The organism is Streptomyces sp. NPDC001889 (genome assembly GCF_053594535.1).
In genome coordinates, this window is record NZ_JBSFER010000006.1 from 1 (window position 1) to 19460 (window position 19460).

A 19460-nucleotide genomic window follows, 5' to 3' on the forward strand; every position below is an offset into this window, starting at 1 on the left:
TCCGGGTCGAGTGGCACATACGCGCCACCCGCCTTCCACACCGCCAGCAGCGCCACCACCATCTCCACCCCACGCGGCAGGCACAGACCCACCACGCACTCCCGGCCCACGCCCAGGTCTCTCAGATGGCGGGCCAGCCGGTTCGCACGGGCCTCCAGCTCCCCGTACGACAGCACCTCCGGCCCACACCGCACCGCGGCGACACCCGGCGCGGCCTCGACCCTCGCGGCGAACAGCTCCAGGAACGTGCCCGGATGCGGGGTGGCGGAGAGAGGTGAGCGGCGAGAATCAGGCATTCCAACGGTCCCCACTGACTCGACGGTGGTTTTCTCTCGGTGGTGCGGGCGCTGGGCCGGCCGCTGCGGCCGTGGTCAGCCGCCGCGGCCGGGGGTCAGCCGTGGCCCGGTGGCGGGCCGCCGGGTATCGGGCCGGGGCCGGGGCCGGGCATGAAGCCAGGGCCGGGGCCGCCCGGGAAGAATCCGGGTCCCGGCATACCCGGGTAGGGGCCCTGTCCGGGTGGGCCTCCCGGGAAGGATCCGTGCGGACCCACCGGCTCGGGGACGCGCTGCGGCTGCTGCCCGTTGCCGTGGGCGCCGGCGCTGCCCTGGCCCGCGAACTGGGTGCGGTACAACTCCGCGTACAGACCGTCCTGTTCCAGGAGTTCCTCATGGGTGCCGCGTTCCTGGACCCGGCCCTTGTCGATGACGAGGATCTGATCGGCTTCCCGGATCGTGGAGAGACGGTGGGCGATGACCAGGGAGGTACGGCCGGCCAGCGCGGTCTTGAGGGCGCGCTGGAGTGCCGCCTCGGACTCCGAGTCGAGGTGGGCGGTCGCCTCGTCGAGCACGACGATCGGCGGGGCCTTCAGCAGCAGCCGCGCCATCGCGATGCGCTGCTTCTCACCGCCCGAGAGCCGGTATCCCCGGTCCCCTACGACGGTGTCGAGTCCGTCGGGAAGGCTCTCGATGAGCTGCCAGATCTGCGCGGCCCGGCAGGCGTCGGCGAGCTGTTCCTCGGTGGCGCCGGGGCGGGCGTAGAGCAGATTGCCGCGGATGGTGGTGTGGAAGAGGTGTGCGTCCTGGGTGACCATGCCGATGGAGGTGCGCAGCGATTCGAGCGTGAGGTCGCGCACGTCGTGGCCGCCGATACGGACGGAGCCCTCCACCGCGTCGTAGAGGCGCGGCACCAGTTGGGTGATGGTGGTCTTTCCCGCGCCCGATGGGCCGACGAGGGCGGTGAGCTTCCCGGCGGGGGCGGTGAAGCCGAGATCGCGGAGGGTCCACTCGGTGCCGGTGCGCTCCTGCATGGGCAGGGCGATGTTCTCCAGGGACGCGAGGGAGACATCGGCGGCCTTCGGATAGCGGAAGGAGACGCCGTCGAACTCGATGGCGGGGGCGGTTCCCCCGGCGGTGCCGATGGCGGGCAGGGGGACGGCTCCGGGCTTCTCGGCGATGAGCGGCTTGAGGTCGAGCACCTCGAAGAGCCGGTCGAAGCTGACGAGCGCGGACAGGACGTCGGCCTGTGCGCTGGAGAGCTGGTTCACCGGGGTGAGCAGCCGGGTCATCAGGGTGGCCAGGGCGACGAGGGTGCCGATCTGGAAGGCGTCACGGATGACGAGCGCGCCGCCCAGGCCGTACACGGTGGCGAGGGCCAGAGAGCCGAGGAGAAGCATGGAGATGGGGAGCATCTTCATGTAGACCGCGGTCTGGACGCCGAGGTCGCGGCCCCGGGCGGCGAGCCCGGCGAAGAGTCCGGTCTCGTGGTCGGGGCGGCCGTAGAGCTTCGCCAGGAGTGCGCCGGTGACATTGAAGCGCTCGTTCATGAGGGAGCCGATTTCGGCGTTGACTCCCATGTGCCGGCGCATGACGTGCTGGAGCCGGCGGCCGACGACGCGGCCGGGGAGGACGAAGAGCGGCAGGAGCACCAGGGAGACGAGGGTGACGGTCCAGGAGAGGTAGAACATGGTGATCAGCACGAAGAGCACGGTCAGTCCGGCGGAGACGACGGTGGAGAGCAGGGCGGTGATCGCCTGCTGGGCGCCGATGACGTCGTTGTTGAGCCGGCTGACCAGGGCGCCGGTCTGGGCCCGGGTGAAGAAGGCCAGGGGCTGTCGCTGGACGTGGTCGAAGACCTTGGTGCGGAGGTCGTAGATGAGTCCTTCACCGACGCGTCCCGAGAGCCATGCCTCGGCGAATCCGACGAATGAGTGTGCGAGTGCGAGGCCGGCGACGGCGACGGCGACTCCCACGACGACTTCGGTATTGCGCACGGCGATACCGTTGTCAATGAGGTACTTGAACAGTACAGGGGTCGCGACCGTGATTGCCGCGTTGAGTGCGGCGAGGGTCAGGAGAATGGCGATGCTGAGCCGGTAGGGCCTGGCGTAGGGCAGAATTCGCTTTGTTGTGCCGGGCGTGACCTGACGTTTGGACATGGGTCCGTCCGGCCCGGGGCCGCCCATCATCGGCCCCGGGCCGCCGATTAGTGCCACTGCTGCCTCCTCTGCTGTGTCGTCGATGTGGGGAGGTCTGGGCTAGCCGGCCGCGCGGGCCCTGTCCATCTCGTCGATGAGGCTCTTGGGCCGCATGTCGGTCCAGGTCTCGTTGATGTACTCCAGGCACGCCTTGCGGGTGTCCTCGCCGAACGTGACCTTCCACCCGGCGGGAACGTCCGCGAACGCGGGCCAGAGCGAGTGCTGGTTTTCCTCGTTCACCAGGACGAGGAAGGTGCCGTTTTCGTCGTCGAACGGGTTGGCCATAACCACTCCCATCAATTGCCTTTGGTTGATCGGGCTTCACGTTAGCGGGGTGGATGTGGACGGGCAATGGTGGTCATCTTTGGCACTGTCCAACCATGAATTTCTGACACTTGGACAGCGGTTGACAGATTTCTTTTCCGGATTTCCGGGAATGGTCGGAGAGCAGCGGGGGAAGTGGTGTCCGGCGGTACGGCGGGTGTCCTCCCGACGAAACCCTGCGGAAACCGGGGGTGGTTGATCCTTGCTGTACTTGTCAAGGTGTTCGTGTCCGGGGTGTGGCGTTGCGGAGGGGGATCAGGTGCGGGTGCTCGTGGTCGAGGACGACGAGGAGATGGCCCAGACGGTCGCGGTGGGTCTGCGCCGGGCGCAGATGACCGTGGATGTGACGTTCGACGGCGAGGAGGGGCTGGAGCACGCGCTGTTCACGGACTACGACGTGATCGTGCTCGACCGGGATCTGCCGGGCATGCACGGCGATGAGGTGTGCGCGGAGCTGATCGCCTCCGGGTGCCGGAGCAGGGTGCTGATGCTGACGGCCGCGGCGACGGCGGAGGATCTGGTCGACGGGCTGAGTCTGGGAGCCGATGACTATCTGGCGAAGCCGTTCGACTTCCCGGTGCTGATCGCGCGGATCGGGGCACTGGCGCGCCGGGCGCATCCGCTGGTGCCTCCGGTGATCCGGCACGGCGACCTCGTGGTGGACACGGCACGGCGCACCGCGAGCCGGGCCAGCCGGCCGCTGGATCTGGCGCCCAAGGAGTTCGGGGTGCTGGAGCTGCTGCTGGCGTCCAAGGGGCGGGCCGTGTCGGCGGAGGAGCTGCTGGAGCGGGTGTGGGACGAGGCCGCCGATCCGTTCACCAGCGCGGTCAAGATCACCATCAGCCGGCTGCGGGCCAAGCTGGGCGATCCTCCGGTGATCGAGACCGTGGCCAAGCGCGGCTACCGGATCTGAGGGCGGCGATGTCTGTGATGTCCCGGCTCTCCGGCCCCGTGCTGCGCTCGGGGCGCCCCCGGCGCAGTGTCCGGCTGAGACTGACGCTGCTGTACGGCGGGTTGTTCGCGGCCTCCGGGGCGGCGCTCCAGACGATCATGATCTTTCTCGTCAACCGCCGGGTGCAGGACACCTGGAAGGATCTGCGGGAGCGGAGCGACGGGAAGCAGCGGGAGCTGCCCGAGCCCCCGGTGTCGCTGCCCACGCCGTCGCGGCTGCCCGAACCGCCCGGTCAGGGGTCGTCGGCGACGATCCCGGTGGACGGCAAGGACACCCTGATGGACGCCCTGCTGACGCAGGGCGCCATCGCGCTCTCCATCATGCTCGTGGTCTCGATCGCGCTGGGCTGGATCGTGGCGGGCCGGATACTGCGCCCGCTGCGCACGATCACGGCGGCGGCGCAGGAGATCTCGGCGACGAGCCTGCACCAGCGGCTGGCGCTCGACGGTCCGGGCGATGAGCTGAAAGAGCTGGGCGACACCTTCGACAGTCTGCTGAGCCGTCTGGAGACCTCGTTCGAGGCGCACCGGCGGTTTGTGTCGAACGCCTCGCACGAGCTGCGTACGCCGCTGGCGCGGCAGCGGGCTCTGGGTCAGGTCGCGCTGGCCGATCCGGACGCGACGGTCGACTCGCTGCGGGCGGCGCACGAACGGATTCTGGTGACGGGCGCGCAGCAGGAGCGGCTCATCGAGGCGCTGCTGACGCTGGCGCGGAGCCAGGGCGGGATCGATGTGCGCGAGCCGTTCGATCTGGCGCGGCTGACGCAGGAGGTCGTCGACTCGCGGGAGTCCGACGCGGAGTCGCGCACGGTGGTGTTCCTGCCGTCGATCGGCGCGGCGACGGCGGCCGGTCACCGGAATCTGACGGAGCGCCTGGTGACGAATCTCGTCGACAACGCGCTGCGGCACAACATCCGCGGTGGCCGGGTGGATGTGACGACGGCGACGGTCGACGGGCGCGCGACGCTGATGGTGACGAACACGGGTCCGGTGGTGCCGCCGGATGAGATCGGCCGGCTGTTCCAGCCGTTCCAGCGGCTGGACGCGACGCGGGTGGCGCGTACCGAGGGACTGGGGCTGGGGCTGTCGATCGTGCAGGCCATCGCGCAGGCGCATGACGCGACGGTGACCGCGCGGGCGCGGCCGGAGGGAGGTATGACGATCACGGTGTCGTTCCCGGCCTCGGGTGACCGGCCGGTTCCCTCCCGGCCCGCGCCGGAGCGGGTCAGCGGGCGAAGAAGTCGGTGATGGCGGAGTTCACGGCGGTGGGCTTCTCCAGATAGCCGTAGTGGCCGGCGCCGGGGATCTCGGTGTAGCGGGCGCCGGGGATGCTGTCGGCGACCTCGCGGGAGAGATGGGGCCGTACGACGAGGTCGTCGGCGAAGGCGATGACGAGACAGGGGCGGTTGATGCGGCGGTAGACGGCGAGCCGGTCGGGGATGACGTCCAGGCCGAGCTGGCCGCGGGCGGTTGAGATGTCGACGGGGGACATTTCGAGGACGGTCAGCCAGTCCTGGAGCAGCTCCTTGTCGTTGAGGGTGGCCGGGGAGAGGTTCTGGAGGGCCTGGATGTAGGCGGCGTACCGGGGTGGGATCTTGACGCCGCTGTCGGCGAGTTCGATGTCGCCCGCGGACATGGCGGCGAGCAGGGTGTCGGTGCGTCCGCTGCTGGCGATCAGGACGGCCTGGCGGACCAGTTCGGGCCTGGAGACCAGGAGTTCCTGGACGAGGATTCCGCCCATGGAGGTGCCGACGAGACGGCAGGGGCCTTCGCCCATGTGCTCGATGAGAGCGGCGAGGTCGGCGACCATGTCGGCGAGGGTGAAGCCCTGGGGGCACACATCGGTCGGCGGGATGCCGCGGTTGTCGACGGTGATGACCCGGTAGCCGGCGCGGCGCAGGGCGGGCACCTGGTGGGTGCGCCAGACGCGGCCGGGGGCGCCGGTCCCGGTGACCATGATGACGGGCTCCCCGGAGCCGTAGGTGTCGTAGCTGAGGTTGATCCCGTTGATGCGAGCGACCGGCATCGGTGTGTTTCCCTTCACGTTTCGTCCAACCGTCCGGTCCCGTCACTTGGACACCGGAGGGCCGGGCCCGTCGCCCGGTGGGGCGGCGGGCCCGGAGGTTCGGGTGGTGCGGGCGGTGCGGGTCAGCGGCCGGACCAGTGCGGTTCGCGCTTCTCGGCGAACGCCCGGACTCCTTCGACCGCGTCCCCGCTCTCCCGGCGGCGCTCCTCCCATGCGTACCGGGTGGTGAAGGCCTGTTCCAGGGGGAGGTCCACGGAGGTGAGGACGGCCTCCTTGATGGCGCGGACCGACAGGGGGGCGCTGCGGACGAGATCGTCGGTCCAGCCGTCGACACAGTCGTCGAGCCGGCCGGCGGGGACGACCTCGTTGAGCAGCCCGTGGCGCAGGGCGGTGGCGGCGTCGAGCCGGCGGCCGGTGAGGAGGTAGCCCATGGCGGCCTTCAGCGGGAGCTGCCGGGCGAGCCGGAAGGCTCCTCCGGCGCCCGGGACCAGTCCGAGCCGGGCCTCGGGCAGCGCGAAGACGGCCTGGTCGGACGCGATGATCAGATCGCAGGCCAGGGCGAGTTCGAAGCCGCCGCCCAGCGCGTATCCGTGGACGCGCGCGACGACCGGTTTGGAGAGCGTGAACCGGTCGGTGAGGCGGGGCCAGCCGGGCTGTCCCCGGCTGCCGAAGGTGGTGAGGGGGGCGCCCCGGGCGTCGAGCCGGGCCCGTTCCTTGAGGTCCTGGCCGACAGAGAAAGCGCGGTCGCCGGCTCCGGTGAGGACCACGGCCCTGATGTCGTCGTCCGCTTCGACGTCGTCCCAGATCGCGGCGAGTTCCTCGTGGGTGCGCAGATCCATCGCGTTGAGGACGTGCGGGCGGTCGATGGTGACGCGGGCGATGTGGTTCTTCTTCTCGTAGCGCACGCGGGCGCGCTGGTCGGGGTCCCGGGCGGTCGGGTGGCCGGGGTCGCGGGTGCGGCGGCCGGGCCGGCCGGACGGCTCAGGCCGGGCGGATCGCTCGGGCCGGTCGGATCGCTCGGGTCGGTCGGGCCGGTCGGGCCGGTCGGGCCGGTCGGATCGCTCAGGTTGGTCGGGTCGGTCGGTCATGGTGCCGGGGCTCCGAAGTCTCCGGCCTTGTGGATCACGTCCTCGCCGTAGATCCGCAGGGCCTGCTGGAGGGCGAACTCGGCCATGTAGGCGCGGAAGGCGCCGGGGGGCTCGTCGGCGAGGTTGAGCATGCGCCGGTTGGCGATGACCGCCTCGCCGCGCAGCCGGGTGAGGGCGCGCTCGACCGCGCCGTCCATGTCCTGGGGTTCGGCGACCTCGTCCACCAGGAGACGGGCGTCGGGTTCGCTCGCCCGAATCCTGCGGCCCTGGAGGATGATCTGCCGGGCCACCCGGGGGCCGGTGAACCGGCTGAGGCGGAAGTTCGCCACCCCCGGGACGATGCCCTCCTTCGCGGCGGGCAGGCTGAGGTAGGCGTCCGCGGCGGCCAGGACATGGTCGAAGGCGAGCAGCAGCTGGGTGCCGCCGCCGATGGCGAAGCCGTCGACGGCGGCGATCCACGGTTTCTCGGTGTACGGGGTGTGCCAGCCGCCGGGGCCGTCGGTGCGGATGCCCCGGATGAGTTTGTGGATGTAGCCGAGTTCCCGGCGGAGCAGGAAGTCCACCAGGGAGATATCGCCCGAGCTGAGGTTCTTGAGGTTGATCCCCGCGCTGAAGACCCGCCTCCCCCGGTAGCGGGGGTGGCTCATCTCGCCGCCGCGCAGCAGTCCGACACTGACGGCCGGGTCGAGGAGCGCGAGGTCGACGGCGGTCTCCATGTCGTCGACCTGCTGGTTGTCCTCGGCGTTGAGGCAGTCGTGGCGGCACATGGTGAGCCGGGCGACACCGTCGCGCCGTTCGAGGTGCACGGCCTCCATCCGCAGCGTTCCGGTACGGATGAACTCCGGCAGCAGCTCCAGGGCCCGGGGCGTGGGCCGGAGCATCGACTCCAGCAGATGCGGGCCCGCGGTGGCGGACCCGAGCACGGCGCGGAGGAAGATGCCCTGGTCGATCTCGTGGCCTTCCTTGTCCGCCTGGGTCCTGCTCCGTTCGTCCGCGAGCAGCTCGGCCGAGGGAACGAGCCCGGGGAAGGCGACGGCGGCCGCGGCGACGAGTTCGGCGAGCCGCAGGGCCACCGTGCGGCCCTCGGTGAGCCGGTCGTACACGGCGTCGACCTGGGTGTCGAGAAACCGGGCGCGCAGGGCGCGGGCGGCGTCCTTGGCGGCGGTGGCGCGGGCGCGCTGCTCGGGAGAGCGCCTCCCCGGGCGGGGGAGCGCGGCCACCACCTCGTCGGCGTGGCTCACCGCCTCCGCGAGGCCGGCCCGGAGCGCGGTCGCGGTGGTGCGCTCGGGCAGGGTCGCCGTCATGGGGCCTCCCCCACGGGGACCCGGCGCAGTGCGCGGTCGCACGCCGCGAGGTGGGGGCCGATGGCGTCCTCGAAGCTGGTGGTGGTGGCGTCGAAGAGGAGCTGGCGCCGGATGGCCAGTTCCTTGCCGGAGCGTCCGGCGAGCCGCCGCACGGTGGCGGCGAGGGCGCCCTCCGGATCGTCGGTGAGTTCGTCGACGAGTCCCAGGGCCGCCGCGTCGGCGGCGGTGAGGGGCACCCCGAGGACCACCGCGCGGCGGACCCGGGCGGCACCGGCCTGCTGGACGAGCCGGTAGGAGGCCATCCCCGGCCAGGTCGCCCCGGCGTCGCCGGAGACGAGAAGCCGGGCGCCGGGGGTCGCGATACGGACATCGGTGGCGAGGAGCGCGTCGAGCGCGGTGCCGCCGCAGTCGCCGCGGACGACGGCGATGGTGGGCGCGGGCAGCCGTTCCAGCCGGCGCACGGTGCGCTCCCACTTGGTGACCAGGGCGACGTTCAGCCCGGTGGTCCAGCCCTCGGTGGGGGCGCCCTCGACATGCAGGGTGACGGCCTCGGTTCCGGGGTGGTCCTCGGTCTGGTCGCAGAGCGCCGCGAGGGCCTTGACGGACCCGGCCGACAGTGGCGCGGTGCCGTCGATCTTCAGTATGGGCATATTCCCTGTCACTTCCCCGGTGTTCACCATCGGACCAGCGCCGTTTCGATCGTGGAGCCCGGTCCCATGGTCATGAGGACACCGTGGTCGCCGGGTGCGGTGACGTGCTCGTCGAGCAGCCTTTCGTAGGAGAAGAGGAAGGAGCCGCTGGAGACATTGCCGTAGTCGCGCAGGACGCCGACGGTGTGCCGGAGGTCGTGGCGGGTCAGTCCGAGGTTGACGATGACGGCGTCGATGACCTTCTTGCCGCCGGAGTGGACCAGCCAGTGCCGGATGTCGCTGCGGCGCAGACCCGTCCCTTCGAGGAGCCGGTCCACGGTCAGCTCGGCGTGCGCGCCCACCACATAGGGGATCTGCGGGTCGAGGAAGAAGCTGAACCGGCCCTGGTCCCGGTCCCAGTCGTAGCGCATCGCGTCGGCGGCCTCGGGGATGATGCAGCTCGCGAATTTGAGGACGCTGGGCCCCTCCGGGGTGCCGGGGACGGTGCCGTCGGCGCCCGCGACGAGGGCGACGGCCCCGGAGCCGTCGCCGAAGAGGCTGTTGACGACGGCGGTGCGCATGGTGGAGTCCATGGCGTACGCGGCGGAGCAGGCCTCCGAGCAGAGCACGACGGCCAGCTCCCCCGGGTGCGCCGCGGCCCAGCCGGAGACGACCCCCAGGGCGTTGAGTCCGGCGTTGCAGCCCATGCCGACGATGTCGGAGCGGCTGCAGTGCCGGTCGATGCCGAGTTCCCGGATCAGCAGGGCGCTGAGACCGGGGGTGAGGAAGCCGGTGGAGGTCACACAGCACAGATGGCGCAGATCGGAGAGGTCGGCGCCGGCTCGCTTGAGGCAGTTGCGGAGCGCCTCGGCGCCCATCTCGATGGCGAGGGCCTTGTGCTTGTCGAGGAGGTCGCCCTGCGGTTCGGAGAGGCGGGTTCCGTCCTCGGCCTCGGGAGGCAGGGTGAGATGGCGCCGTTCGATGGCGCTGTTGAGGAAGACCCCGCGGATCTTGGGGTCGGTGATGCCGAAGGTGTCGAGGACTTCGCGCTGGGTGAAGGAGGTGGGCGTGGCGGATGTGCCCACCCCCACGATTCTGGGCGCGAGGGGCATGTACGGCCCGCGGGTCGTGGCCGGAGCGGTCACGGGTGCGGTCAGGTCCTGGTCGGCGTCCGATATCACCGGACGGTCGATGCTGATGGTCAACGGAAAGTCCACCCCCACATGCGCGGCTTGCTGCGCGGTCGCTGTGTGCTGCGAATGGTGCTGGTCACTCTCTTCGCCCTTCTCGTGCGAAGGTGCTGGATCGGACGGACGGGACGGCTACGGCCGGGCCGCCGCACCGGGGGTGCCGGCGCTCCGGTCCTCGATGAAGCGGGCGAGCCGTGCGGTGCCCTCGGTGATCTGGGCATCGGTCAGATAGCTGGTGGACAGGCGCAGCGTGTGATCGCCACCGCCCTGTGGATAGAAGTACGACATCGGTGTCCAGATCACGCCGAACTCCTGTGCCGACCGGGTCAGTGCCTCGTTGTCGGCGCGGAACGGCACCTGGACGGTGAGGAAGAACCCTCCGGTGGGTTCGTTCCAGCGCACTCCCAGGGCCTCCCGGCGCTCGGCGGGGAGGTGGTGGTCCAGGCTGCGCAGGGTCGTCCGCAGGGCCTTGCCGTAGTAGTCGGCGGCCTCGGCGTTCCGCTCGGAGATCCGTCCCCGGGCGGCGAGCAGCGCTCCGGCGACGGCGGCCTGGCTCAGGGACGAGGTGTTCACCGTGACCATGCTCTTGATCTTTGCGAGTTCCGCGGCGAGGAGTCCGGTGCGGCCGGTGTCGTCCACGACCCGCTGATCGGCGACGACGAAGCCGACGCGGGCGCCGGGGAAGATGGTCTTGGAGAACGAGCCGAGGTGGACGACCCTGCGGGCGTGGTCGAGGGATTTCAGGGACGGCAGCCGGGGCCCGGGGCTCACCATCCGGTAGGGGCTGTCCTCCACGATGAGAAAGTCGTGGCGGGCCGCCAGGTCGAGCAGCTCGGCACGGGTCCGGGCGTCCATGGTCGTACCGGACGGGTTGGAGTGGTCGGGTACGACGTACAGGGCGCGGGGGCGCCGGCCGCGGGCCCGCTCGGCCAGGATCGCCGCTTCGAGGTCGGCGCAGTGGAGTCCGCTGTCGCGTTCGTCGACGGCGCTCAGCCCGATGTCGAGGAGACGGGCCGCCCCGGTGATCCCCACGTAGCAGGGACTGGAGACGAGCAGGACGTCGTCGGGGCCGGTGATCAGCGCCCGGAGCACCAGCAGCATGGCCTCCTGGGCTCCGACGGTGACGACGATCGACTCGGCGGGGATGTCGATGTTCTCGTCGTCGCGGAGCGAGTCGGCGATGATCTCGCGGATCTGGCCGGCGGTGGGGCCGTACTGGTACATGGCCGTGCGGATCGCCTGGGGCGAGTCGCCCTGCCGGGCGAGGTGGTCGAGGTAGGTGCGGACGTGGGTGATGATCTCCTCGGTGTCGAAGAACCCGTCGTAGGGGCGTCCCGGGGCGAAGGAGATGGCGTCGGGGTAGCGGTGGGTGACCTCGTTGAGGAAGTTCATGGTGTCGAGGACCGGGTCCGAGACACTGGTGTGCAGATCGCTCCGGCGCAGATCCCCTTCGGGCGCCCGCTCGGCGGTGCCGTCCGCCGCGCCCGTGGGTGCCGGGGCGGTGGTACGGAGCAGCTCGGGGCCGGCGTCGGCGGCCGACCCGGTCCCGGTGAGGGCGAGCGCGGCCCGCAGTTCGCTCACGAGTTCCTCCAGGACCTCGGTGACGCCTTCACGGGCGGCGACGAGCAGTCCGTCCAGGACGGGCCGGTCCAGCAGGACCGCGTCGGCGCCGTGGGCGAGGGATACGAGAATGTCGGCGCCGCGGCGGATTCCGCCCCGGAGCAGTACGGGGCAGCGTCCGGCGACGGACGCCGCGATGCCGGGGAGCGCGCCGAGGTCGTCGGCGACGATGCCGTCGGCGCCCTCGGCGAGGGCGCGGACGGCGTCCATCGGGGTGCGCACTCCGGCGACGAACAGCGGCAGCGCGGAGATGGAGCGCAGCCGGCCCACGCCGGCCCAGTCGACGGTGTCGTCGAGAAGGGCGCGCGGGTCGGCGAAGGGGCCGTAACCGCCGAGGTCGGCGAGCGGGCCGCCGCCGCGGAAGTGGCGGATGGGGATGTCCTCGGCGAGGTTCACGGGGACGGCGCCGGGCGCGAGCCGGACATGGCGCTGGGGGCCGACGGCGAGGACGACGGCCTCGAAGCCGGCGTCGGCGGCGCGTGAGACCAGCCAGCGGGCGGTGCCCCGGTCCCGGAAGAGATGGGTCCGCAGCCAGAGCGGGCCCTCGGCGGCCGAGGCGAGTTCCGCGAAGGTGCGTCCCGTGAACGCGCTGACGACGACGGGGAGCCCGGCGGCGCCGGAGGCTCGGACCACGGCGAGTTCGCCCTCGGGGCGGACGAGTCCGGCGAGGGAGCCCACGAGGAGGGGGGCGGGCCAGGTGTGGCCGAGGATCTTGGCGGCGGTCCCGGGCGGGCCGGGGAGATCGCCGTCGCCCGGGCGGAGCGCCGTCCGGTCGAGGATTCTCCGATTGCCCGCCCACAGGCGCTCTTCCGTTGCCAGGAATTCTGCCGGGACGGAGTCCAGTCCTTCGCGCGCCAGGCGCGCATAGTCTTCGAGACCGCGTCCGGCCATGGATTTTCCCCCAGGCAATCAACGAATTGCGGCGAATGGATTCCAGGCCGCCAGGATCACATGGGGCTTACGGCTCCGCCAACGCGTCCAACCGACGGGAGTGGTCACTTGGACAGACGCGTTGATGTCGTGCCGTGGACGTGTTTCCCTTTTTATCCTCCATTCGGGAAGCAGGGGAGGTCGGTGAAGGCGAGAAGTTCCGCCGGGAGACCGGAACGGCTCCTGACCTTTAACTTGCGGTAAATCTTGGTGAGATGCTGCTCGACGGTGCTGACCGTAATGAAGAGCTGGACGGCGATCTCACGATTGGTGCACCCGGCGACGGCGAGCGCCCCGACCCGGCGTTCGGCGTCGGTGAGTTCCGCGAGCGCCGGGGGCACGGTGCTCTCGTCGTGGACGCTGTGCCCTGCGGTGGGCGCGCCGGAGGGGATCAGGGGGACGGTGCCGTTCTCGTGAGCCGGGTCCCGGGGGGTGTCGAGGTCGCGGCGGCCCGGGGCGGGGACCTTTCCGGCGAGGGTGCCGTTGAGCCGGCCGCGGTGGGCGCCCGGCCGTTCGGGGGCGGTCGCGGCGGCCATGTCGTCCTGCGCGCGCCGGAGTTCGAACTGGTCGCCGCAGTCGGCGAGAATCCGGATGGCCTCCTTGAGCAGGGACTGACGGTCGGGTGCGGCGCTGATCGCGGCCAGGCGCCGCAGGGCCACGCCCCGGTCGCGGGTGCGCCCGTCGCCGAGGAGGGTGAGCTGTTCCTCCAGCAGGGTGCGTGCCTGGCCTGCCTGCCGCATGGCGACGAGTGCCGCGACGGCGTCCTTGCGCCAGTCGGCGAGGTCGGGTGAGTCCGCGCCCCACTGCCGCATCAGATCCCCGCAGGACTGGAAGTTGGTGAGCGCGGTGTGCGGGCGGCCCATGGCGAGGTGGTAGCGGCCGAGTGCCTGGAGATAGGGCAGGGCGAAGGGGGTGTCGAACATGATGGGCGGGACGGCGGTGTTCAGATAGGGCATGACGGCGTCGAAGTCGCCCTGCTCGGTGGCGGCGCGGACGGCGAGTGCCAGCGGCAGCCCGACGGCGACGCCCCAGGCCGCCGCGGAGACCAGTTCCAGCGCGGTACGGGCGGACTCGCCGGCCGTGACGGTGTCCCCGGCGCGCAGGGCCGCCGCCGATCGTATGGTCTCGAACACGGCGCGCCGCATGGGGACCCGGCGAATCCACGGTTCGTGGAGCAGCCGTTCGGCCCACTGGACCGCCTCGTCGGGCCGGTGGGTCTGGATCAGGAAGAGCAGCGCGAACAGGGCGGGGGTGAGCGGGCTGTCGGCGTCGGTGCTGTGCAGGACGTGGTCGGCTCCCTGGAACTCCTCGCCGTCGCCGATCAGGGTCGCCGACACATTGAGGAGGGTGAGGAAGGAGACCGGGCGGGAAGCCGCGGAGAGGGGCTGGGCGAAGGGGCTGCCGGTCTCGGCCTTGGCCGCGGTGGCGTCCTCGGAGAGGCCGGGGTAGATGAAGGAGAGCCAGAGCCGGCCGACCTTGACATCCACGGGCGCGGCGGCCCACGGCGGGCTCACGGGTGCTCCGCCCGCCGCGCTCTCGACGATCCGCAGCAGCGCCTCGGCCTGGGCGAAGTCGCCGCGCCACATCAGGTGTTTGACGGGGACCATGGCATCGTCGCCGGTCAGGGCGCCGGAGCTGACGAGGTGGCTCAGGTGGGGCAGATAGCGGCCGGCCTTGACGGGGTCGCTGAGCCACTGGGCGTCGGCGAGGGCGGCGGCGATATGGGCCTCCTGGGCGGCGTCCTCGCAGATGCCGGACGCGTGGCGGAGGCAGTCTATGGCCTTGCCGATGTCGCCGAGGTGGATGGCCTCGCGGGCGGCCTCGCGGAGGATGCCGACGCGCCACGACGCCCGGGCGGAGTCGTGGGTGGCCATGAGCTGTTCGGCGACGGCCCGGGCGGGGGCGCCGCTCGCGTGGAGTATTTCCGCGGCCCGTCCGTGCATGGTGAGAAGGCTGTTCGGGAGGATGCCGTCGAGAACCGCCTGCCGGGCCCGTTCGTGGCGGAAGCGGAGGTTCGCGAGGAGGCCGGCGGCGTTCAGGTCGGCGAGGCAGCGGCGTACGGAGGTGGCGTCGACACCGAGGAAGTCGCCGATGAGCGGGGGCGAGGCGGAGTCGCCGAGGACGGCCAGGGCGCGGGCGGTGGCGAGCATCGAGGGTTCGCAGCGGTGCAGGCAGCGCAGGAAGGCGTGGCGGAAGGACTCCCCCGGCTGGGGGCCGGCCGGGTCCGGTGCGCCGTCGGCCGCGGGCCGGGCCTCGGTCAGGTGGTCCTCCGTCAGGTGGTCCTCGATGAGCCGGTCCTCGACGAGGGCGTTCAGCAGCAGGGGGTTGCCTCCGCTGATGTCGGCCCAGGCCTGGGCGGAGGCCGGGGACGGGACGGCGCCCAGGCTCCGGGTGAGGGTCTCGGCGGTGCCGCCCAGGGTCAGGGGCGCCAGTCTGACGCGGTGGCAGTAGGGCAGGTGGAGTGTCTCGGCGTGCAGGGTCGCCAGTTCCCGTTCGTGGCAGGAGCTCTCGTTGAGCACGATGAGAACGGCGGAGGAATCGATACGCCGGATGAGATAGCGCAGACACTGGAGGGAGGGTTCGTCGGCGAAGTGCACATCGTCGATGCCGAGGACGAGCGGTCCCCGCTCGGCGAGTTCGGAGATGGTCCTGCTGATGCGCTGAAGGAGGCCGAGCGGGATTCTCGGGGCTCTGGGGTGGTCGCCGGCCGACAGGGTGACATCGACTTCCTCGGCGGCGAGCGGGTCGGCGGCCATTCCGGCGGCGCGTATCGCGTTCATCAACTGGTCGACGAGGCCGAACAGATGGTGACGTTCGCTGGTGGCGGCCGTTACCGAGAGGAACAGGCCCCCTTTCTCCCGTACCAGCCCGGCGAACGTCTGGAGCAGTGCGGTCTTTCCGCAGCCGACGGGCCCGTTGGTGAAGACGACCGCGCCCTTGCCCCGGGCGCACCCCGCGTACAACCGGCCGAGCAGTCGCAGTTCCTCGTCTCTTTCACTGAACTTCACGGATCCCCCCGTACGTTCTGTGTGCTCTGTCCAGCTTTGTATGGCTTGGCTGCGCATGTTTGCCACGTGACCCATCCATCGCGCGATTCCCTGGGAATCACGCCTCTGACCTGCGGTGCTTTACGTTGCGGGGGAGGCAGGGCGGGGGGTCACCCGAACAGAAACACACCTCAAAACAGCATACTGAGCCGAACCGGCCGACGTGGGTCCTTTTGAGCCACTCGTTGCGAAACGCATGGATGATTTTGGGACATCGCGCGAATTCCTTGCGGGTGAGATTAGGCGAAATGCGGCAGCGCGGGAATAGAGATTCAGCCAGTCCTGGACTCAGGTCCGGACAGTCGGTCGTATCATCCCTTTTTCGTACTGGTCGGTATACGCGGCATCCACCCCCCGCGCGTTCCAGCCCTCGGCCACGAGATGGGCGACCAGCCGGTCCAGGACATGGGGCGCCACGGGGAAGCGCACGGTGAGTCCGCTCCCCCCGGCGTCCTCGACGGTCGCCCCCTCGGCGTCGGCGCCCGCGCCGCCGGCGGCGGCCAGCAGCCGGGGCAGCTCCCCGGGACGGTCCGTCACGGCCACCAGGACGCGCGCGCCGCCCTGCGGGGTTCCGCCGCGCCCGCCCCGGATCTCGGTGAGTCCCGAGAGCCCCCGGTCGAGCAGATCCACCAGGGCCCGTCTGCCGTGGGCCCGCGCTCCGCCGTCGCCCCCGGTGAGCCCGTCCAGCGCCGTGACCAGGCGGGAGAGATCCTCGTGCAGCTCCCGCACCACCCCCGCGACGGCCGCCGCGTTGGACTGGAGGATGTCGCCCCACAGCCCCGGGTCCCCGGCCGCGATCCGGGTCACGTCCCGCAGCCCCTGGCCCGCGAACCGGGTCGCCCCGGCCGGGCCCCCGGACAGCCGCGCCGCCATCAGACTCGCGACCAGATGGGGAACGTGCGAGGTCAGAGCCACGGCCTCATCATGGGACGCGCTCTGGGTGACCACCGGGACCGCCCCGCAGAGCACCGCCAGCTCCCGCGCCCGGCGCAGCGCCGTGTCCGAGGTCAGCGGGGACGGGGTGAGCGCCCACGGCCGGCCCTCGAAGAGATCCGCCCGGGCGGCCAGCGGTCCGGACCGCTCCCGCCCGGCCAGCGGATGCCCGCCGACATAGGACGCCGGATCGGGTGCCAGACGCAGCGCGACCCGCTCGGGCAGGGACTTCACACTCGCCACATCCGTGTAGCAGTGGGCCAGTCCGCGCGTCTGCTGCTCGGCGAGCACGGCGCCCACCGTGCTGGGCGGAACGGCGAGCACCGCCAGATCCACCGGCACCGCGGGCGGGCGGGTCCGCCCGGCGCCCAGAGCCGCCGCCGTCCGGGCGGCCACCGGGTCCCGGTCGGAGAGGAAAACGGTCACACCGCGGCGGCGCGCCGCGAGAGCGACGGATGTACCGATCAAACCCGTACCGATGACGGCAATGGCGCGGATCACCAGACTCACCCCGATCAAAAACATCGCCCATTAAGGAAGCTCAACGGAGGAAATTTATCCGCCCGGCCCCGTGCGTCCATCCGGCTGTCCAACAGTGCGGACAATCGGGAACTGTCCATTGGCCAGACGCGAGACCCGGGCTCTACAGTTCCAGAAACTCGGTTCTTTCCCGGTTGGGGGCACACATGAGTGATTCATCAAAAGCCACCGATCCGCTCGGAGATCTCTCGATCGACTACGTCGAGATATATGTCGAACAGCTGGAGGACGCGGCATTCGAATGGGTCGACCGCTATGCCTTCACGGTGGTCGGCACCGCGGGCTCGGCCGAGCACCGGAGCATCGCCCTGCGGCACGGGCAGATCACCCTGGTGCTCACCCAGGCCACGTCCGACCAGCACCCGGCGTCGGCCTATGTCGCCGCCCACGGCGACGGGGTCGCGGACATCGCGCTGCGGACCACCGATGTGGAGGCGGCGTTCGCCGCCGCGGTCGCGGGCGGCGCCCGGGTCAGCCGGCGGCCCACCCGGCACGCCGGTGACGGCCCCCGGGTGACGGCGGCCCTGGAGGGCTTCGGCGATGTCGTCCACACCCTGGTGCAGCGGGAGGCCGGCGAGAAGCAGGGGCTGCCCGCCGGATTCGTCCCGGCGCTGCGGGCGGAGGGCCACCGCGCGGACGATGTCGGCCTGATCGACCTCGACCATGTCGCCGTCTGTCTGAACGTCGGCGATCTCGACGCCACCGTCGTGTACTACCGCGAGGCCCTGGGCTTTCTGCACATCTTCGAGGAGCACATCGTCGTCGGCAGACAGGCGATGGAGTCCAAGGTGGTCCAGAGCCCCTCCGGGAGCGTGACCCTGACGCTGATCCAGCCGGACCCGACGGCGGACCCGGGCCAGATCGACGAGTTCCTCAAGGGCCACCAGGGCTCCGGCGTCCAGCATCTGGCCTTCTCCTCACCGGACGCGGTGCGCTCGGTGCGCGCCCTGGGGAGGCGCGGCGTCGGCTTCCTCACCACCCCCTCCGCCTACTACGACCTGCTCGGCGAGCGCATCGCCCTGGGCGAGCGGCTGGCGGATCTGCGGGCGACGAACGTGCTCGCGGACGAGGACCACGGCGGGCTGCTGTTCCAGATCTTCACCGCGTCGACCCACCCCCGGCACACCCTGTTCTTCGAGGTCATCGAGCGGCAGGGCGCGGAGACCTTCGGCAGCTCCAACATCAAGGCGCTGTACGAGGCAGTGGAGCTGGAGAGGACGGGGCAGCGTGGGCTCCGGCACTGACGCAGCCCCCGGCCCGGCGGCCTCCTCCGCCGGGCCGGGCACGGAGCTGTGTCTGGGCGACTTCGAGCGCACCGCGGCAGCCGCCCTGCCCGCTGACATCTGGGACTTCATCGCCGGCGGCAGCGGTACGGAGACCACCCTCGACGCCAACCGGGCCGCGCTGGACCGGGTCCTGGTGACCCCCCGCGTGCTGCGGGACGTCTCCCGTGTCTCCACCGAGGCCCGGCTGCTCGGCCGGCCGGCGGCGCTGCCGCTGGCCGTCGCCCCGGTGGCGTACCAGCGGCTGGCGCATCCGGAGGGCGAACTCGCCACCGCGCGGGCCGCGAAGACGGCGGGGGTGCCGTTCACCGCGAGCACGCTGAGCAGTGTCGCGATCGAGGAGATCACCGAGGTCGGCGGCACGGTCTGGTTCCAGCTCTACTGGCTGCGGGACACGGCCGCGACCCTGAACCTGGTCCGCCGGGCGGAGGACGCCGGGGTCTCGGCGATCGTGCTCACCGTCGACGTGCCGTGGCTGGGCCGGCGGCTGCGGGACGTGCGCAGCCGTTTCGCGCTCCCCGGCCATGTGCGGGCGGCCAATGTCGAGGCGGGGACCGCCGCCCATGAGCGTCCGGCGGACGCCTCCGCCGTGGCCGTCCACACCGGCCGGATGTTCTCCCCGGCGCTGAACTGGTCCTCGGTCGCGGCGCTGCGGGAGCGTACCGCTCTGCCACTGGTCCTCAAGGGAGTGCTGGCGCCCCAGGACGCGCTGCGCGCCGCCGAGTCGGGCGTGGACGCGGTCGTGGTCTCCAACCACGGCGGGCGCCAGCTCGACGGAGCGGTCCCCAGCATCGACGCCCTCCCGGACGTGGTCCGCGCGGTCGGCGGCGGGTGCGAGGTGCTCTTCGACAGCGGGGTCCGCAGCGGGACCGACATCCTCCGGGCTCTGGCGCTCGGCGCCGGCGGCGTCCTCGTCGGCCGTCCGCTGCTGTGGGGGCTGGCCACGGCCGGGGAGGCGGGGGCCGCGCGGGTGCTGGAGCTGCTCGCCGGTGAACTCCGTGACGCGCTCGGCCTCTCGGGCTGCGACGGGGTCGCGGCGGCGGCCCGGCTCCGCACGGTCCGGGGCCCCGGCGCCCGGGAGCCGTTTCCGGGCGGCTGAGGGCCCGTACGGCGAAAGGTCCG

15 protein-coding genes are annotated in these 19460 nt (G+C 71.5%); 4 read left to right on the top strand and 11 right to left on the bottom strand.

Annotated elements, in window-relative coordinates:
- The 3 genes from ACWCRA_RS07945 to ACWCRA_RS07955 form a co-directional block, all read right to left on the bottom strand.
- Window positions 1-296, bottom strand: a 296-nt coding sequence (locus ACWCRA_RS07945) for an AMP-binding protein (RefSeq protein WP_451067045.1), incomplete at its 3' end; no start/stop codon positions are given.
- A 95-nt stretch (window positions 297-391) separates the two neighbouring features.
- Window positions 392-2434 (bottom strand): ABC transporter ATP-binding protein, encoded by a 2043-nt coding sequence (locus tag ACWCRA_RS07950; protein WP_451067046.1) that lies wholly within the window; start codon window positions 2432-2434, stop codon window positions 392-394.
- A 99-nt stretch (window positions 2435-2533) separates the two neighbouring features.
- Window positions 2534-2758, bottom strand: coding sequence for an MbtH family protein (locus tag ACWCRA_RS07955; protein WP_351549437.1), 225 nt, complete (start codon window positions 2756-2758; stop codon window positions 2534-2536).
- A gap of 298 nt (window positions 2759-3056) precedes the next feature.
- On the opposite strand from ACWCRA_RS07955, the gene ACWCRA_RS07960 reads away from it, so the two are divergent.
- Together ACWCRA_RS07960 and ACWCRA_RS07965 are read left to right on the top strand one after the other, a co-directional pair.
- Window positions 3057-3710 carry a response regulator transcription factor gene (locus ACWCRA_RS07960; protein ID WP_451067047.1) on the top strand — a complete coding sequence of 218 codons (654 nt, stop codon included), beginning with the start codon at window positions 3057-3059 and terminating at the stop codon, window positions 3708-3710.
- 8 nt (window positions 3711-3718) lie between these two features.
- On the top strand, window positions 3719-4996 hold the full coding sequence (locus ACWCRA_RS07965) for a sensor histidine kinase (RefSeq protein WP_351549443.1): 1278 nt from the start codon (window positions 3719-3721) through the stop codon (window positions 4994-4996).
- Here ACWCRA_RS07965 and ACWCRA_RS07970 read toward each other — a convergent pair.
- The 8 genes from ACWCRA_RS07970 to ACWCRA_RS08005 all read right to left on the bottom strand — a co-directional run bounded on the left by ACWCRA_RS07970 (window position 4974) and on the right by ACWCRA_RS08005 (window position 17013).
- Window positions 4974-5774: an alpha/beta fold hydrolase gene (locus tag ACWCRA_RS07970; RefSeq protein WP_351549446.1), complete on the bottom strand. Its 801-nt coding sequence runs from the start codon at window positions 5772-5774 to the stop codon at window positions 4974-4976. The genes ACWCRA_RS07965 and ACWCRA_RS07970 overlap by 23 nt on opposite strands.
- A 122-nt stretch (window positions 5775-5896) precedes the next feature.
- The gene (dpgD, locus tag ACWCRA_RS07975) at window positions 5897-6862 is read right to left on the bottom strand and encodes an enoyl-CoA-hydratase DpgD (RefSeq protein WP_451067048.1); all 966 of its coding nucleotides are present in this window, start codon (window positions 6860-6862) and stop codon (window positions 5897-5899) included.
- The gene (gene dpgC / locus ACWCRA_RS07980; RefSeq protein WP_451067049.1) at window positions 6859-8166 is read right to left on the bottom strand and encodes a (3,5-dihydroxyphenyl)acetyl-CoA 1,2-dioxygenase DpgC; all 1308 of its coding nucleotides are present in this window, start codon (window positions 8164-8166) and stop codon (window positions 6859-6861) included. Before dpgC ends, dpgD begins: the two co-directional genes overlap by 4 nt.
- Window positions 8163-8816: an enoyl-CoA-hydratase DpgB gene (gene dpgB, locus ACWCRA_RS07985; RefSeq protein WP_451067050.1), complete on the bottom strand. Its 654-nt coding sequence runs from the start codon at window positions 8814-8816 to the stop codon at window positions 8163-8165. The genes dpgC and dpgB overlap by 4 nt, the downstream gene beginning before the upstream one ends.
- Window positions 8817-8839: 23 nt before the next feature.
- The gene (dpgA, locus tag ACWCRA_RS07990) at window positions 8840-10000 is read right to left on the bottom strand and encodes a 3,5-dihydroxyphenylacetyl-CoA synthase DpgA (RefSeq protein ID WP_451067051.1); all 1161 of its coding nucleotides are present in this window, start codon (window positions 9998-10000) and stop codon (window positions 8840-8842) included.
- A 117-nt stretch (window positions 10001-10117) separates the two neighbouring features.
- Window positions 10118-12496, bottom strand: coding sequence for an aminotransferase class I/II-fold pyridoxal phosphate-dependent enzyme (locus tag ACWCRA_RS07995; RefSeq protein ID WP_451067052.1), 2379 nt, complete (start codon window positions 12494-12496; stop codon window positions 10118-10120).
- A gap of 152 nt (window positions 12497-12648) precedes the next feature.
- Window positions 12649-15543 carry a helix-turn-helix transcriptional regulator gene (locus tag ACWCRA_RS08000; protein ID WP_351549460.1) on the bottom strand — a complete coding sequence of 965 codons (2895 nt, stop codon included), beginning with the start codon at window positions 15541-15543 and terminating at the stop codon, window positions 12649-12651.
- 327 nt (window positions 15544-15870) lie between these two features.
- On the bottom strand, window positions 15871-17013 hold the full coding sequence (locus tag ACWCRA_RS08005) for a prephenate dehydrogenase (RefSeq protein WP_451067146.1): 1143 nt from the start codon (window positions 17011-17013) through the stop codon (window positions 15871-15873).
- A 188-nt stretch (window positions 17014-17201) separates the two neighbouring features.
- Here ACWCRA_RS08005 and hppD point away from each other — a divergent pair, with 188 nt between their 5' ends.
- Together hppD and ACWCRA_RS08015 are read left to right on the top strand one after the other, a co-directional pair.
- Window positions 17202-18299, top strand: coding sequence for a 4-hydroxyphenylpyruvate dioxygenase (gene hppD, locus ACWCRA_RS08010; RefSeq protein WP_451067053.1), 1098 nt, complete (start codon window positions 17202-17204; stop codon window positions 18297-18299).
- Window positions 18283-19437, top strand: a complete 1155-nt coding sequence (locus ACWCRA_RS08015) for an alpha-hydroxy acid oxidase (RefSeq protein ID WP_451067054.1) — start codon at window positions 18283-18285, stop codon at window positions 19435-19437. The genes hppD and ACWCRA_RS08015 overlap by 17 nt, the downstream gene beginning before the upstream one ends.
- Window positions 19438-19460: the final 23 nt, after the last annotated feature.

Excerpts from the sequence above, each read along its gene's own strand:
- ACWCRA_RS07955 (WP_351549437.1), bottom strand. The coding sequence starts at position 2,758 with ATGGCCAACCCGTTCGACGACGAAAACGGCACCTTCCTCGTCCTGGTG.
- dpgD (WP_451067048.1), bottom strand. The coding sequence starts at position 6,862 with ATGACCGACCGACCCGACCAACCTGAGCGATCCGACCGGCCCGACCGG.
- dpgC (WP_451067049.1), bottom strand. The coding sequence starts at position 8,166 with ATGACGGCGACCCTGCCCGAGCGCACCACCGCGACCGCGCTCCGGGCC.
- dpgB (WP_451067050.1), bottom strand. The coding sequence starts at position 8,816 with ATGCCCATACTGAAGATCGACGGCACCGCGCCACTGTCGGCCGGGTCC.
- hppD (WP_451067053.1), top strand. The coding sequence starts at position 17,202 with ATGAGTGATTCATCAAAAGCCACCGATCCGCTCGGAGATCTCTCGATC.
- ACWCRA_RS07965 (WP_351549443.1), top strand. The coding sequence starts at position 3,719 with ATGTCTGTGATGTCCCGGCTCTCCGGCCCCGTGCTGCGCTCGGGGCGC.
- ACWCRA_RS07970 (WP_351549446.1), bottom strand. The coding sequence starts at position 5,774 with ATGCCGGTCGCTCGCATCAACGGGATCAACCTCAGCTACGACACCTAC.
- ACWCRA_RS07995 (WP_451067052.1), bottom strand. The coding sequence starts at position 12,496 with ATGGCCGGACGCGGTCTCGAAGACTATGCGCGCCTGGCGCGCGAAGGA.
- ACWCRA_RS07950 (WP_451067046.1), bottom strand. The coding sequence starts at position 2,434 with ATGTCCAAACGTCAGGTCACGCCCGGCACAACAAAGCGAATTCTGCCC.